Annotated in this window: 19 protein-coding genes; 5 read left to right on the top strand and 14 right to left on the bottom strand. The window is 64.9% G+C overall.

Annotation, left to right across the window (positions count from 1 at the left end; genetic code table 11):
- Positions 1-19 precede the first annotated feature (19 nt).
- The 6 genes from DV027_RS03455 to DV027_RS03480 form a co-directional block, all read right to left on the bottom strand.
- Positions 20-733, bottom strand: coding sequence for a MerR family transcriptional regulator (locus DV027_RS03455; RefSeq protein WP_130730541.1), 714 nt, complete (start codon positions 731-733; stop codon positions 20-22).
- The gene (locus DV027_RS03460) at positions 730-1,053 is read right to left on the bottom strand and encodes an integration host factor subunit alpha (protein ID WP_130730542.1); all 324 of its coding nucleotides are present in this window, start codon (positions 1,051-1,053) and stop codon (positions 730-732) included. The genes DV027_RS03455 and DV027_RS03460 overlap by 4 nt, the downstream gene beginning before the upstream one ends.
- Positions 1,054-1,152: 99 nt before the next feature.
- Positions 1,153-2,124, bottom strand: coding sequence for a beta-ketoacyl-ACP synthase III (locus tag DV027_RS03465; protein ID WP_130730543.1), 972 nt, complete (start codon positions 2,122-2,124; stop codon positions 1,153-1,155).
- Positions 2,125-2,213: 89 nt separating this feature from the next.
- Positions 2,214-3,302 (bottom strand): phosphate acyltransferase PlsX, encoded by a 1,089-nt coding sequence (gene plsX / locus DV027_RS03470; protein WP_110568861.1) that lies wholly within the window; start codon positions 3,300-3,302, stop codon positions 2,214-2,216.
- A gap of 166 nt (positions 3,303-3,468) precedes the next feature.
- A complete protein-coding gene (gene rpmF, locus DV027_RS03475; protein WP_010506434.1) occupies positions 3,469-3,672 on the bottom strand; it encodes a 50S ribosomal protein L32 in 204 nt (67 codons plus the stop codon).
- A 171-nt stretch (positions 3,673-3,843) separates the two neighbouring features.
- On the bottom strand, positions 3,844-4,374 hold the full coding sequence (locus DV027_RS03480) for a YceD family protein (RefSeq protein ID WP_130730544.1): 531 nt from the start codon (positions 4,372-4,374) through the stop codon (positions 3,844-3,846).
- 183 nt (positions 4,375-4,557) lie between these two features.
- On the opposite strand from DV027_RS03480, the gene DV027_RS03485 reads away from it, so the two are divergent.
- Positions 4,558-5,127, top strand: a complete 570-nt coding sequence (locus tag DV027_RS03485) for an outer membrane protein assembly factor BamE (protein ID WP_130730545.1) — start codon at positions 4,558-4,560, stop codon at positions 5,125-5,127.
- A 23-nt stretch (positions 5,128-5,150) separates the two neighbouring features.
- On the opposite strand, the gene DV027_RS03490 is transcribed toward DV027_RS03485, so the two are convergent.
- Both DV027_RS03490 and rpsU read right to left on the bottom strand, forming a co-directional pair.
- Positions 5,151-6,548, bottom strand: a complete 1,398-nt coding sequence (locus DV027_RS03490; RefSeq protein ID WP_130730546.1) for a sensor histidine kinase — start codon at positions 6,546-6,548, stop codon at positions 5,151-5,153.
- Positions 6,549-6,638: 90 nt separating this feature from the next.
- Positions 6,639-6,842 (bottom strand): 30S ribosomal protein S21, encoded by a 204-nt coding sequence (gene rpsU, locus DV027_RS03495; protein ID WP_010506446.1) that lies wholly within the window; start codon positions 6,840-6,842, stop codon positions 6,639-6,641.
- Between the two features lie 239 nt (positions 6,843-7,081).
- Here rpsU and def point away from each other — a divergent pair, with 239 nt between their 5' ends.
- The 4 genes from def to DV027_RS03515 are packed head-to-tail and all read left to right on the top strand — an operon-like array spanning position 7,082 to position 9,531.
- Positions 7,082-7,612, top strand: a complete 531-nt coding sequence (def, locus tag DV027_RS03500) for a peptide deformylase (RefSeq protein ID WP_130730547.1) — start codon at positions 7,082-7,084, stop codon at positions 7,610-7,612.
- Complete coding sequence (locus DV027_RS03505) at positions 7,609-8,232, top strand: COQ9 family protein (protein WP_130730548.1); 624 nt, start codon at positions 7,609-7,611, stop codon at positions 8,230-8,232. Before def ends, DV027_RS03505 begins: the two co-directional genes overlap by 4 nt.
- A 16-nt stretch (positions 8,233-8,248) precedes the next feature.
- Complete coding sequence (locus tag DV027_RS03510) at positions 8,249-8,797, top strand: MarR family winged helix-turn-helix transcriptional regulator (protein WP_165399096.1); 549 nt, start codon at positions 8,249-8,251, stop codon at positions 8,795-8,797.
- Positions 8,794-9,531 (top strand): response regulator, encoded by a 738-nt coding sequence (locus DV027_RS03515; protein WP_130730549.1) that lies wholly within the window; start codon positions 8,794-8,796, stop codon positions 9,529-9,531. Before DV027_RS03510 ends, DV027_RS03515 begins: the two co-directional genes overlap by 4 nt.
- A 153-nt stretch (positions 9,532-9,684) precedes the next feature.
- Here the strand turns inward: DV027_RS03515 and leuB are convergent, their stop codons facing one another.
- From leuB to rimM, 6 genes are all read right to left on the bottom strand, one after another.
- Positions 9,685-10,803 (bottom strand): 3-isopropylmalate dehydrogenase, encoded by a 1,119-nt coding sequence (leuB, locus tag DV027_RS03520; protein WP_130730550.1) that lies wholly within the window; start codon positions 10,801-10,803, stop codon positions 9,685-9,687.
- Between the two features lie 76 nt (positions 10,804-10,879).
- A complete protein-coding gene (leuD, locus tag DV027_RS03525; protein ID WP_130730551.1) occupies positions 10,880-11,503 on the bottom strand; it encodes a 3-isopropylmalate dehydratase small subunit in 624 nt (207 codons plus the stop codon).
- A gap of 2 nt (positions 11,504-11,505) precedes the next feature.
- Positions 11,506-12,909 carry a 3-isopropylmalate dehydratase large subunit gene (gene leuC, locus DV027_RS03530; RefSeq protein WP_130730552.1) on the bottom strand — a complete coding sequence of 468 codons (1,404 nt, stop codon included), beginning with the start codon at positions 12,907-12,909 and terminating at the stop codon, positions 11,506-11,508.
- Positions 12,910-13,046: 137 nt separating this feature from the next.
- Positions 13,047-13,442 carry a 50S ribosomal protein L19 gene (rplS, locus tag DV027_RS03535; RefSeq protein WP_130730553.1) on the bottom strand — a complete coding sequence of 132 codons (396 nt, stop codon included), beginning with the start codon at positions 13,440-13,442 and terminating at the stop codon, positions 13,047-13,049.
- Positions 13,443-13,473: 31 nt separating this feature from the next.
- Positions 13,474-14,220 carry a tRNA (guanosine(37)-N1)-methyltransferase TrmD gene (trmD, locus tag DV027_RS03540; protein ID WP_130730554.1) on the bottom strand — a complete coding sequence of 249 codons (747 nt, stop codon included), beginning with the start codon at positions 14,218-14,220 and terminating at the stop codon, positions 13,474-13,476.
- A complete protein-coding gene (gene rimM, locus DV027_RS03545) occupies positions 14,217-14,768 on the bottom strand; it encodes a ribosome maturation factor RimM (protein WP_130730555.1) in 552 nt (183 codons plus the stop codon). Before rimM ends, trmD begins: the two co-directional genes overlap by 4 nt.
- Positions 14,769-14,786: the final 18 nt, after the last annotated feature.

A 14,786-nucleotide genomic window follows, 5' to 3' on the forward strand; every position in this document is an offset into this window, starting at 1 on the left:
ACGAAAAAAAATGCCTGGCTCAGACCGGCACCATCTGCCGCAGGGCCTGCAACTCGACCAGCACGCCGCGCAGGCTGTCGCGCAGCACCGTATTTTCCGCCTGCAGGCGCTCAACCTCGATCATGACAATCTGCTCAAGCGGCGGCTGTTCCGGCTCGTCCACAGGCTCCTGCGCTGCCGTCTCCGCCACGATTTCGGGCTCAGGGGCAGCATCAGCCCCGGTTGCGGCGTCTTCCACCACTGCGGGCGCCTCAGGCACGGGCGGGGCCACCGTGGGCGGCATGTCGCAGGCAACCACGGTTTCCACCACTTCCTCGATCACCGTCACCTGCACGGCATCGGTTGCCGCTTCCTCGGCAGCGGGGGGAGCGGCTTCCACCGGCGCGTCCGGCGCCACGAGGGCCTGCGCCACGGGCGGTTCGCCGGGCGGGGTTACGGCCTCGCCGCCGGATTCGGGTGCGGCAAGAGCCTTCCGCGCTAGTTCAGCCTGCGCCTGCGCCACCGACAGCTTGCGCACATAAAGCAGGTCGGCAATCTCGCGCAGCACGATGATGTCCTGCGGGCGGTAGTAACGCCGCCCGACCGGCCCGCGCAGCGGCTGGAGCTGCGGAAAGCTGGCCTCCCACATACGCATGACATGCTGCGCAAGGCCAAGCTCGCGCGCGACCTCATAGATCGGCAGGCAGTCCGTGCCTGGCTCAAGCGTGCTGGCTGGAGCGTGCTCCGTGGTCATTCCTCGTCTCCTTCCGGCGGGGCCTGCCCGGCGGACTGTCCGTTGACATGGGCACGAAGCAGCTGGCTGGGGCGAAACACCAGAACGGAGCGTGGCAGAATCGGTACTTCCACGCCGGTTTTGGGGTTGCGGCCCGTGCGCTGCCCCTTCTGCCGGACAGAAAACGTGCCAAACCCGCTTATTTTAAGGGTATCGCCAGCCTCAAGGGTCCGTGCCATCCGCTCAAGGATATCTTCCAGAATATCGGCGGATTCATGGCGGGACAGGCCAACCTGATCGTATATGTGTTCTGCCAGAGTGGCGCGCGTGACGGTGCTCATGCGTAAAAGTTATGCATGTGCGTGCGTATCGTCAATTGAATGTCGTAGGCCTGCGGGCGGTTTGTTTCGTGCCCGTTTCAATGTGGTACCGAAACGACATTACAGCCGCGCCAGCGCCGACCCCCATGTCAGTCCACCACCCAGGGCTTCCATCAGCACCAGGTCGCCCCTGTTGATGCGTCCGTCGCGCACGGCCTCGTTCAGGGCCAGCGGAATGGAGGCGGCGGATGTATTGGCATGCCGGTCCACCGTCACCACCACGCGCTCGGGCGGCAGGGCCAGCTTGCGGGCCACGCCATCAATAATGCGCAGGTTGGCCTGGTGCGGCACCAGCCAGTTCACATCCGCATGGCTCAGGCCATTGGCGGCCAGCGCCTCATCCACCGAGGAAGACAGCTTGCCCACCGCATGGCGGAACACCTCGCGCCCGTTCATGCGCAGGTGGGCGGGTTTGTCATGCTGGCCCGTCGCGCCATCGACAAAAAGCAGGTCGCCATAGCGGCCATCGGAATGCAGGTGGGTGGACAGGATGCCCGCCTCCCCCGCCGCGTCATCCGCGCCGGTCAGGAATACCGCCCCTGCCCCATCGCCGAACAGCACGTAGGTGCCCCGGTCTGTTTTATCGAGAATGCGGGAATAGACTTCGCTGCCAATGACCAGTGCCGAACGCGCCTGCCCGCTGCGAATGAGCGAATCGGCCATGGACAGCGCATAGATGAAGCCCGAGCACGCAGCGGCAAGGTCAAAGCCAAAGCCGCCGGTCATGCCCAGTTCGGCCTGCACCCGCACGGCAGTAGAGGGGAAGGCCTGGTCGGGCGTGCTGGTCGCGACAATGACGGCATCGACATCATCAGGCGTGGCACCGGCATAATCCAGCGCCTGCCGGGCGGCCTGGGCGGCCATGGAAACGGCGGTATCGTTCTCGCCCGCCATGTGGCGCTGGGCGATTCCCGTGCGGGCGCGAATCCATTCATCCGATGTATCGAGCCAGGTGGCCAGTTCATCGTTGGTAACGATCCGCTCGGGCAGGTAACCGCCAAAACCGGACAGAAGCGAGCGTTTCGCCGTCATGCCTGTTTTTCCACCACTATCATTTCATATGCACGGGCGGGCGCAGGCAGGTGCAACCTGCTGACCCCGCTCCGGCTGTTATTGCCGCATCAGGATGCAGGGACCGTCTGCGACGGGTCGGACGCCTTGACGGCGGTGAGGCTTTCCATGTGCCCGAGGCGCTCGCGGATGCTGTCGGTAAAGCGGTGGGTGACCATGTCCATCGCCACGTCAACCGCCGCGGCAAAGCCTTCGGCATCCGTGCCGCCATGCGACTTGACCACAACCCCGTTCAGCCCCACGAATACCGCGCCATTATAGCGGCGCGGGTCGAGCCATTCCTTCATCCGCTCAAGCCCGGGGCGCACCAGCAGGTAACCGATCCGGCCCAGCAGGCTGGAGGTGAAGACCTGCCGCAGCAGCGTGAACGCCATTTTCAGCGCGCCCTCGCCCGTTTTCAGCGCGACATTGCCGGTAAAGCCGTCCGTCACCACCACATCGGTCGTGCCGGCGGTGATGTCATGGCCTTCCACAAAGCCGTGGAACTGGCGGGCAAGCGAACTGTTGCGCAGCACTTCCGCCGCCTGGCGCAGGCGCTCGTCGCCCTTGAGCTCCTCGGAGCCGACATTGAGCAGCCCGATGGTGGGCGCGGGCAGGCCGAGCACCGCCTTGGCGAAGGCCTCGCCCATGATGGCGAACTCGACCAGGTTGCGCCAGTCGCACGAGACGTTGGCGCCAAGGTCGAGCATGACCACGTCACCCCGCGTGGTGGGGCTGATGGCGGCCATGGCCGGGCGGGTAATGCCGGGAAGGGTTTTGACCACAATCTTGGCCAGCGCCAGCATCGCGCCACTGTTGCCAGCGGAAACGACGCCCTGCGCCTCGCCCTGTGATACCGCATCCATGGCCAGCCGCATGGAGGAATCGCGCACGCGCAGGGCTGCGGTGGGCTTCATGTCCATGGGAATGGCCGAATTGGCCGGACGGATTGTGCAGATGGCGGCCGCGCGCGGATGGCGGGCCAGAAGGCCGGACAACGTCGCCTCATCGCCAACCAGAAGAATCCTGGCTGAAGGATGTCGGTCTGCCGCAATCGCCAGTCCGGCCACTACAACTTCCGGACCACCATCCCCGCCCATGCCATCAATGGCAAGGGTGTAAGGCCCAGTCTCGGAAAAGGAGGAACCTGTCTCGCTCATGCTCGTCTTGTGCCGGGTAAGAAAGGAACGCGCAAGATCGGGGAATACACTTTGAAAAGATCATATTCCCCGCGCGACCCGGACAGGACGGCCCGAGGCCAGCCCGCCGGCGCGACCAAGCAGGGCCGCGCCGTTACCGGGTAATGACGCCTGTGGCGTCGTGTTATCAGGCGCGGACCGCCGTCTTCAGCGCCTTGCCGGCGGAAGCGACTTCGCGGCCATCATAATGCCCGCAGTGGCTGCAGACGTGATGCGGGCGCTTGAGTTCGCCACAGTTGGAGCATTCCGCATGCGCCGGAACACTCAGCGCAGCGTGGCTGCGACGCATGCCACGACGGGACGGCGAGGTTTTTCTCTTGGGTACAGCCATGGGCCCGGGCCCCTCCGATCTGGATCACAACCGGCAGGCACACCCTCGTGGCGTTACACCGGTCAGTTATCAATAATTGAGGGGGGCGCTCTAGCAGACCATTTGCACTTGCACAAGGGATTATGTGCATGAGCCATGGCGAGACACCCCCGCTCGCGCCTCTCCTTTGCGTCAGTTCTGCTTTTTTTTCAACTCGGCCAGAGCGGAAAAAGGCTGCCTGCGCGGGGTTTCTTCCGGAGCCCCCTCTTCGGTGCCCGCAAATTCGGCCGGAATTTCGCAGCCGGGCTTGTGCGGATAGGGATCGAGCGCGAGCGAAACCTCCTCCGCCGCGAGTTCGCCAAGGTCGATGGTATCGCGCTCGTAGGGCACTTCATCAATCGAGAACGGGTCGACCTCGTCGTCCTCCCTGAAACGCGCGGCAGGGATGCAGCGCACGGTGAACGATTCCGCCATCACATCCTCGAACGGCTCGAGGCTGACCACGCATTCCTGCGTGACATGGGCGGTCAGCCAGCCCTCGGCCAGCACCTCCCCGTCCTGCCCCGGCTTGAGCCGGTAGCGGCACGACAGGTTGCGCAGGCCGGGAATGCCGAAGCGGCGGGCCAGCGCGCGGCATTCGGTGTCTTTCGCCTCGATCACCGTTTCCATGCCCTGGACCGGGATGCGGCCCACGGCAAGCGGGCGGGAAAATTCTGCATCCATCTCGTTAACTCCTGCACATGTGACCACGGGGGGCCCCCGTGTTGCGACGATGGTAAAAACATGGGGCTGGCGGGGTGTTTTTCCACCACCAGGGCGATCTGCGATTGACTTCATTTACCCGATGGGGCACCGGGAAGACGAACCGCTTTGCGCCCTGCCCCATTTCAGGATATTTTTCCGACCATGAGGTCACCCAAGGACAACCAGCTCCGCTCCCGTTCATTACGCGTGTTTTCGTGCGCTGTCATCGGGGCGGGGATCGCGCTGTCCGGATGCAGCGTTTTCAAGCCAAGCACCATGCAGCGCGGCTCGCTGGTCGAGGCGGATGACTACAACAAGCTCAAGATAGGCGAGACCTCACGCTCGGACGTGATGGACGCGCTCGGCTCGCCCACCGGCCATGCCACGTTTGATGACAATACATGGCTCTATGTTTCCATGAAGCAGGTGCTGGCGCCCATCAGCTTCCCGCAGGTGGAAAAGCAGGAAGTGGTGGTGCTGACCTTCGACCAGGATGGCGTGCTACGCAACCTGCGCACGCTGCACAAGGATGACGCCCGCTACGTGACCATGATGCCGGGCAGGACCCCCACGCCGGGCACCAAGATCAACATCATGCAGCAGATCCTGGGCAATGTGGGCCGCTACAACCCGCTCAGCCAGATGAGCAGCACCTATGGCGGCAGCACAGGCCCCATGAACAGCATGAACGGTGGCCCCGGCCATGGTGGCGCGGGCAATACCCTGCCCTGATGCCGTGCCTGCCAGGGCCACGCTCAGGCAGGCAGCTCGATCCTGACCCGCGCACCGCCAAGCGGCCCCGCCTCCAGCCCGATATGGCCGCCATGGGCATGGATGATGTCACGCGCGATGGCCAGGCCAAGCCCGGTGCCGCCTTCCTTGTCGCTCTCGAAGGCGCGGAACACGCTCTCGCGCCGGGCTTCCTCCACCCCGCAGCCGTTATCATCGATATACACGAACACCTGCTTGCGCCCGCGCTCGGCTGAAAGCTCGATCCGGGTGGCGTAATGCCGCGCGTTTTCCACCACGTTGTTCAGCACGCGGCGCAGGGCATTGCTGCGCCCGGTGATGCTCAGATCGGGCGGATTGACGAACCCGATGCACGCCTGCGCGCCCACGCGGCGCAGGGCGGCAACGCTTTCCTCGAACAGGTCTTCCACCCGGATGACCGTGGGCGTTTCCGCCCCTTCCCCGCGTGCAAATGACAGATACCCCTCGATCATATGCTCCATCTCCACGATATCACCGATCATGTCGGCAATATCGGGCTGAAGGTCCTCCGCACGGACCATGCCGGTGCGCGGAAACATGGCCAGTGAAAGCCGCAGGCGGGTGAGCGGGGTGCGCAGGTCATGCGAGACGCCGGCAAGCACGGTGGTGCGCTGCTCCACAAAGCGGTTGATGCGGTCGCGCATGCGGTTGAAGGCCACGGCGGCCTTGCGGATTTCCTGCGCGCCTTCGGGCACGATGGGCACCGTATCACGCCCCAGCCCGAACAGTTCCGCCGCCCGCGCCAGCCTGCGGATGGCGCGCACCTGATTGCGCATGAACAGCGCCGCAATCAGGAACAGAAGCAGCGCACTGCCCGAGGCCCACGCCACGAACAGCCACACTGGCGCCACGTCGAGCCGCTTGCGCAGGGCTACGACCTGCAGCACGCCAATAGGCGTCTGCACCAGGATCACGACACGACGGCGGGCCTTTTTCCAGTCGACAAAGGTGGGCCAGCGCACGCTGGCCTGCAGGTCACGGGCCAGGTCCTCGTCAATGGGGCCGAGCACGTGGTTCGAGCCGCGCCTTTCCAGGCTCTCCCCCTCATGCAGGGTCATGACCAGCCCGGCGCGATGGCCGGCATCCTCCAGAATCCACTTGCGGTCGGCGGGGGAAGGATAGCGCTCGAGCATGTCCAGCGTCATGGAGATGGTTGTGGCCATGTCAGATGACAGGCGGCGCGAGACGATCTGCAGGTAGTTGCCATAAAACAGTTCGAGCGAGATGGCCTGCGTGGCCAGCAGCGGGATGAACCCGATCAGCAGCATCCGCCCCAGCAGGGAGCGTGGCAGGACGCGACGCGCCAGCCGCGCTCGCCACCGCGCCCAGCCTGCGGGGGCCTCGGGCGCGTATTCAGCGCCGGGTGCGGATTCCGTGCTCATGGCTTTTCCCTCTCCAGACACAAAAAAACCGGCTTCCTTGCAGAAGCCGGCTTTCTGTGGGTCATGACCCGTATTCCGATACGCGAAGGATCAGAAGCCTTCACGCTCAAGGCGCTTGCGCTCCATCTTGCGGGCGCGGCGCACGGCTTCGGCTGCCTCGCGCGCCTTGCGCTCGGACGGCTTTTCATAGTGGCGACGCAGCTTCATTTCGCGGAAGATGCCTTCACGCTGCATTTTTTTCTTGAGGGCCTTGAGGGCCTGATCAACATTGTTGTCACGAACGAGAACCTGCACTGGGTCGTCAACTCCTGATCTGCCATCCGGTATGGATGATCCATGAAACTGAAACTTGGGGAACGTCCGCCCGAGGCCATTCCCTTCGTGCGATTCCCAAACGGGCCGCACCTATATCACACTCGCGCTGCGCAACACAAATCATTCCCGCATATCGGGGCGCATGAATTTTGGTGCTGCGCTTTGCGCACCAACGCTGTCATATACATGTTCCCCAAAACAGGAAGGCCTTTCGCTGCATGACGCTGCTCAAGATCGCCCGCATGGGCCATCCGGTGCTGCTGCAACCAACACAGCCGGTAGCCGATACGCAGGCCCCCGCCATCCGCACGCTGGTAGCCGACATGATCGAGACGATGCTCGATGCAGGGGGCGCGGGACTCGCGGCGCCACAGGTGCATCACGGGCTGGCGCTGTTCGTCTACCATGTGCCGCTGGCCCGCAGCACGGGCGAGGATGACCCGCCGCGGCCGCCTTCCGCCCTGATCAACCCCGTGCTGGAGCCGGTGGGCGATGAGATGGTGGACCGGCTGGAAGGCTGCCTGTCCATTCCCGGCCTGCGGGGCTGGGTGCCGCGCCATGCCCGCGTGGCCTACAGGGGACTGGATGCGCACGGGCACGTGGTGCAAGGCGTTGCATCGGGCTTTCTGGCCAATGTATTGCAGCATGAATACGACCACCTGAACGGAATCCTCTACCCCATGCGCATGACCAACCTTGGCCGCATGGGCTTTGACAGCGAAATGGCCCGTTATGGAGAGCGCCCATGAACCCTTCCGCCCTGGTTGCCCGCGCGGCGGCGTGCCTGCATCCGCCCGCCATAACGCATTCACCACAAGGTGATGCGCTGCTCCACCGTTTCCTGGCCGATTCGCGCGCAGGCGCCCACGCCTGGACACCGGCGCTGCTGCGGCAATGCGCCGGGCCGGATTCGGACCTGCTGTTTCCCGGTGGCATGGCGGAACTGGCCGCGGCCTGCTTCGACCTGATGGACCGCGACATGCTGGGCCATGCCCACACCTTCCGCAGCCGCAAGATCAGCCGCCGGGTGCGCGCGGCCATCCTGTTCCGGCTGGAACGCGCCGCCCCCCACCGCGCGGCCATAAGGCAGGCGCTGGCGGTGCTGCTGGTGCCCACCCATGCCCGCAGCCTGGCCCATGTGCTGGGCCGCAGCGTCAATGCGATATGGGAGGCGGCGGGTGATTCCTCCACCGGCTTCACCTACATGACCAAGCGGCTGAGCCTGAGCGGGGTCTATGTCGCCACCCTGCTGTTCTGGCTCACGCGCGGGGGCAACCCGGCCTCGGTGGAGGAATTCCTTGACCGCAGGCTTGCCGAGATCGGGCGCATCACCCGCCTGCGCAACCGGCTGGCCGGCCGCATCGCCTGACGCCCAGCCGCCTGCCATGACCACCCCGCCCCGGCCGCCTGCTGCGCGCCCTGCCCCTGTGGCGGGCGCGGGCGTGGAACTCCTGTTCCTGCGCGATGAGGACATGCGCCAGGCGCAGGAACTGCTGCTGCTGGCCTGCCGCGCCTTTGGCAACGTGATCGACCCGGCCCTGCAGGAATACGGGCTGGGCCACGCGCATTACCGCATCATGCAGACCGTGGCGCTGCAGCCGGGCATTGCCGTGGGCGCGCTGCTTGATGTGCTGGGCATTACCAAGCAGAGCATGAGCCGCACGCTGGGCGAACTGGTGGCCCATGGCCTGCTGCGCCACGAAACCACGCCACAGGACCGCAGGCGGCGCTGCCTTTACCTGAGCGCGCGCGGGGCGGAGATTGAAACCCGACTCTTTTCGCTGCAACGTGAAGTGCTGCTACGGGTGTACCGCAATGCGGGGGGGCGGGCGGTTGACGGTTTTCGCCGCGTCATGCGCGGCCTGATAGACGAATCGGCCACGCCCGGCGTATCCACCGATGCCTTTCACCCTCCTGACCGGAGTTCTTCATGATCCAGACGGCCTGCGATTCCGCCCTCCCCCACGACAGCATGATCATGGATGCCCATGTAGTGGTGGTGGATGATGACCCCCGCCTGCGCCGCCTGCTGCACCGTTACCTCAGCGAGCAGGGCTTTCGGGTCAGCGCCGCGTGCTCGGCGCAGGAGGCGCGGCAGGTGCTGGGCTTCATGCAGCCTGATGCGCTGGTGCTCGACATTACCATGCCGGGGGAAAACGGGCTGGAACTGACGCGCGAGCTGCGGCGCGACAACCTGAACTTTCCCATCCTGCTGCTCACCGCACGCGGCGAGCCGGAAGACCGGATCATCGGCCTCGAAGCCGGGGCCGATGACTATCTGGCCAAGCCGTTCGAGCCGCGTGAGCTGCTGCTGCGGCTCAAGGCGCATCTGCGCCGCTTCGTGCCGCCCGCACCAAGCAGCAACCTGCGCATCGTGCGGCTGGGCGAGCTGGAGTTCGACCCCGTGCGGGGGCTTTTGTCGAATGCGGAGGGAATCGTGCACCTGACAGGCGGCGAATCGGCACTGCTCTCGGTGCTGGCCCGCCACCCCAACGAGATCCTGTCGCGCACCGCCATCGCCAGCACGCTGGACATGGAGGAAATTGGCGAGCGTGCCGTGGATGTGCAGGTAACCCGCCTGCGCCGCCGCATCGAGCCCGACCCCAAGGAGCCCCGCTTTTTGCAGACCGTGCGCGGCAAGGGCTACGTGCTCAAGCCAGGATTGTGAAAAGGTAAAAGTTTTTGGGTGCAGCCCTTTTTCAAAAAGGCTGCGTTCCTTGAAGCTTTTTGAAAAAAGCTTCACCAAAAACTTCCATTCGTTATTCCAAATAAAAAGCCCGGCATGAACATCATGCCGGGCTTCCTGGTAAGGGGGGTTTAATCAGCCCGCCTTATTCAGCCGCGCCAGTTCTTCCACCACGGCGGTGCCCATGCCTGCCGTGTTCACTTCCGTCTTGCCCGCACTCATGATGTCAGGCGTGCGCAGGCCACGGTCCAGCACGTTGGAGACCGCCTGCTCGATCAGGGCTGCATCGTCCTGCATGTCGAACGAATAGCGCAGCAGCATGGCAAACGAGAGGATCTGCGCCAGCGGGTTGGCCTTGCCCTGCCCCGCAATGTCGGGCGCGCTGCCATGGATCGGCTCATACAGCGCGGGCATGCGGCCATCCTCGCCCTTCGCACCCAGCGTGGCCGAAGGCAGCATGCCCAGGCTGCCGGTCAGCATCGAGGCCAGGTCGGACAGCAGGTCGCCAAACAGGTTGCCGGTCACGATCACATCAAACTGCCGCGGGTTGCGTACAAGCTGCATGGCGCAGTTATCGGCCAGCATGTGGGTGAGCTGCACATCGGGGTATTCGCGCGCATGCAGGTCGGTCACGACCTCTTTCCACAGCAGGCCGCTTTCCATCACGTTGCATTTCTCGACCGAGCACACGCGGTTATCGCGCTTGCGGGCCAGTTCAAATGCCACGCGGGCCACGCGCTCGATTTCCGGCGTGGTGTAAACCTCGGTGTTGATGCCACGGCGCGTGCCATCGGCCAGGGTCTCGATGCCACGGGGGTTGCCGAAATAGATGCCGCCCACCGTCTCGCGCACGATCATGATGTCGAGGCCGCGCACCACGTCGGGCTTGAGGGTGCTGGCATCGGCCAGCGAGTCGAACACCTTGGCCGGGCGCAGGTTGGCGAACAGGCCAAGTTCCTGCCGCAGCTTGAGAATCGCAATCTCGGGCCGGCGGTCAAACCCGGCGGAAGCCCATTTCGGGTCACCCACCGAGCCGAACAGCACCGCATCCGCCGCCCGCGCCGCATCGATCACCTCCTGCGTAATCGGCTGGCCATGCACCGCAAGCGATGCGCCACCCACGAGGTCCTCGCTCACATCAAAGCGGATGCCGCGTGCCTGCGCCATCCAGTCCATGATGCGGCGGACTTCGTTCATGATCTCGGGGCCAATGCCATCGCCAGGCAGGATCAGCAGCTTCTTGGGTGCGGACATGAGGTTTCCCATCCGGTTTCAATCAGGTTTGTCAAATGCTCTTTGCCGTGCGGCTGCAGGCGGGCGCCCTGCCCGCTCAATCGAGCACGATGCGCGGAATCCACGGCTGCGCCTTCGCGCGGCGTTCCTCAAAAGAGGTGATTTCCTTCTCGTGCTGCAGCGTCTGGCCAATATCGTCCAGCCCTTCGAGCAGCAGCTTCTTGCGCAGCGGGTCGACAGCGAACGGCACCTCGGTGCCATCGGGCCGCACCACCACCTGCCGGGGCAGGTCGATGGTCAGGCGCGCATTGCCGCCCATGCGGGCATCTTCCATCAACTGCGTGCAGACATCATGCGGCAGGACGATGGGCAGGATGCCGTTCTTGAAGCAGTTGTTATGGAAGATATCGGCGAATGACGGCGCGATCACGCAGCGGATGCCAAAATCCAGCAGCGCCCACGGCGCATGCTCGCGCGAGGAACCACAGCCCAGATTGTCATACGTGATCAGGATCTCCGCCTTGCGGTAAGGCTCCTGGTTCAGCACGAAATCCGGGTTCTCCGATCCATCCGCCCGATAGCGCATGCTGTCAAACGCATGCACGCCAAGACCGGTGCGCTTGGTGGTCTTGAGAAAGCGCGCGGGAATGATCTTGTCGGTGTCGATGTTTTCTTCAGGCAGCGGGGCCGCCACGGCCGAGAGAACAGTGAATTTATCCATTTTCAGATCAGCTCCCGCACATCGGTCAGGCATCCGGTCACGGCAGCAGCGGCCGCCATGGCGGGCGAGAGCAGGTGCGTGCGCCCGCCGGGGCCCTGCCTGCCCTCAAAATTACGATTGGACGTGGAGGCACAGCGCTGCCCCGGCGTCAGCCGGTCGGGGTTCATGCCAAGGCACATGGAGCACCCGGCCTCGCGCCATTCGAACCCGGCTTCAAGGAACACCTTGTCCAGCCCTTCCTCTTCCGCCTGCGCCTTCACGATGCCCGATCCGGGCACGATCATCGCCCGCACGCCCTCAGCCACCTTGCGGCCTGCTGCAACGGCAGCGGCAGCGCGCAGGTCCTCTATGCGGCTGTTGGTGCATGAGCCGATGAACACGACATCAACCGGCGTGCCCGCAATCTTCTGGCCCGCTTCAAGCCCCATGTAGTCCAGCATGCGCTGCATCTGGGCACGCTTGCCGGGGTCGGCCTCGGCTGCCGGGTCGGGCACGGTGCCGGTAACGGGGATGACCGTCTCGGGGCTGGTGCCCCAGGTCAGCACCGGCGTGATGTCCTCGGCGCGGAGCTCGACCACGCGGTCGTAATGGGCACCCTCATCGGCGGCCAGCGTCTTCCAATAGGCCACGGCCGCGTCAAACGCCTCGCCCTTCGGCGCAAAGGGGCGGCCGCGCACGTATTCGAACGTGGTCTCGTCAGGGGCCACCAGCCCCGCGCGGGCACCGGCCTCGATCGACATGTTGCAGATCGTCATGCGGCCCGCCATGTCGAGCTCGCGGATGGCCGAGCCCGCGAATTCGATCACATGCCCCGTGCCACCCGCCGTGCCGATATGGCCGATGATGGCGAGCATGATGTCCTTGGCGGTCACACCGGGGCCAACCTGCCCCTCGACCACCACCTTCATGTTCTTGGCCGGCTTTTGCAGGATGGTCTGGGTCGCCATCACATGCTCGACCTCGGACGTGCCGATGCCGAATGCCAGGGCGCCCATCGCGCCATGGGTGGAGGTATGGCTATCGCCGCACACGATGGTCATGCCCGGCAGCGAGATGCCCTGCTCGGGGCCCACCACATGCACGATGCCCTGCCGCGCCGAGAGCAGCGGGAAATACGGCACGCCGAATTCCTTCACGTTGCGCTCGAGCGTTTCGATCTGGTTGCGGCTCTCCGCCTCCTCGATCGGCTGGGTGCGGTCGGATGTGGGCACGTTGTGGTCCACCACCGCAATCGTCGCATCCGGGTGGCGCAGGCGGCGGCCGCTCAGGCGCAGGCCTTCAAACGCCTGCGGGCTCGTGACCTCGTGCACGAGATGGCGATCGATGTAGAGGATGGCCGTCTTGTCCGGAAGGGTTTCGACCACATGGCTGTCCCATATCTTGTCGAACAATGTGCGCGGGGCCATCTTGCTTATCCTCTCCCGGACGGAAACAGGCCGCCATCACGCGCAAACGACGCACGCAACAGGCAGCCGGAAAATCTTGCATGAAACGGTTCGCCCGTTTCCACCATGCGGCAGGAAACGGGCGAAGGGTCGGTGTATTACTCGGCTGCCGCGGTCGCGGCGGGTGCTGCCACTTCGCGCTTGCGCTCGGCAATACGGGCGGACTTGCCGCGACGGCCACGCAGGTAATACAGCTTCGCGCGGCGCACAACGCCACGGCGCACCACGGCGATCTCGGCAATGGTGGGGGAATACAGCGGGAACACACGCTCCACGCCTTCACCGTTGGAAATCTTGCGCACGGTGAAGTTGCTGTTCAGGCCCTTGTTGGAGCGGGCGATGACCACGCCTTCGTAGTTCTGCACGCGCTTGCGGGTGCCTTCAACCACTTCCACACCCACGCGCACGGTGTCACCCGGCGCGAATTCGGGCACCGCGCGGATGGCGGTCAGGCGGGCGATCTCTTCCGCCTCGTACTTCTGGATAACATTCATGATCCGGTCCTCGTTCGATAGGATTTCATGTTCAGTTCAGCCGGTCCACATCGGCACGGGGGCCTGTAGTCCGGGGAGTGTCTTGACCCGTGCGGGCCTGGTAGGCCGCCCACAGGTCCGGCCGACGCGCCTGCGTCACCGTCTCGGATGCCGCGCGGCGCCATTTGGCGATCGCGGCATGATGACCGGACAGCAGGACCTCGGGCACGTCGCGCCCGTCCCATTGCGCCGGCTTGGTATAAAGCGGATATTCAAGCAGGCCGTCGGCAAAGCTTTCCTCAACCGCGCTCTCGCCCGATCCCATCACGCCCGGCAGCAGCCGCACGCAGGCATCAAGCAGCACCGTTGCCGCCACCTCCCCGCCCGAGAGGATGTAATCCCCGATCGAGACCTGTTCGGCGCCAGAGGCTTCGAGCACGCGCTCATCTACCCCTTCGTAGCGGCCACACAGCACCACAACGCCCGGCCCCGCCGCATAGCGGCGGATATCGGCCTGCGCCAGCGGGCGACCGCGTGGCGTGGGATACACCAGCGGGCGACCGGCGCGGTCGATATCGGCAATGGCCGCAGCCACCACGTCAGGCCGCATGACCATGCCCGCGCCACCGCCAAAGGGCGTGTCATCCACCACCCGGTGGCGGCCCAGCCCGTAGTCACGCATGTCGCGCGCATCCATTGACCAGATGCCACGCTCGAGCGCACGCCCGGCCAGTGACTGCCCCAGCGTGCCGGGGAACATGGCGGGGAACAGCGTCAGTGCCGTTGCCTGCCACGTCATGGCGCATCATCCGCGCTGGCCGTGCCGGGAAAGCATTCGACCGGAACCTCGATCTCGTCGGGCAGGCAGACTTCAATCCAGCCCGCGCGCACATTCACCACCGGCACGCAACCTTCGGTGAACGGCAGCAGGAGGTTGCCCCCTGCCCCATCGATTTCAAGGCTGGTGCCCGCGCCATAGTCATGCACGGCCATCACGCGGCCGATCACCCACCCGCTGCCCTGCTCGCGCGCCTCCAGCCCGACCAGATCGGCGAAGTAGAATTCATCCGCATCGGGTTCGGGCAGGCTGGTGCGCGGCACGTACAGCTTGCGGTTGACCATCTGCTGGGCGGCCTCACGGCTATCAATGGTATTGCCTGCCGCATCATGCAGCCGGGCGATGCCATTGCCATGCCATGTCAGCCGCCACGGGCGGCCCAGATCATCGACCAGCCCGTCATAGGTGGCCAGGTCTTCCGCCACGGCGGTGTAGCTGTGCACATGCACAAGCCCCCGCACGCCATGCGGACGACCCACCACACCCATCAGGACCTGATCGCGGTTCATGGAATGACTGCCTGCCTT

Origin of the sequence: Komagataeibacter xylinus (assembly GCF_004302915.1) — a bacterium.
Lineage (GTDB): Bacteria > Pseudomonadota > Alphaproteobacteria > Acetobacterales > Acetobacteraceae > Komagataeibacter > Komagataeibacter xylinus_C.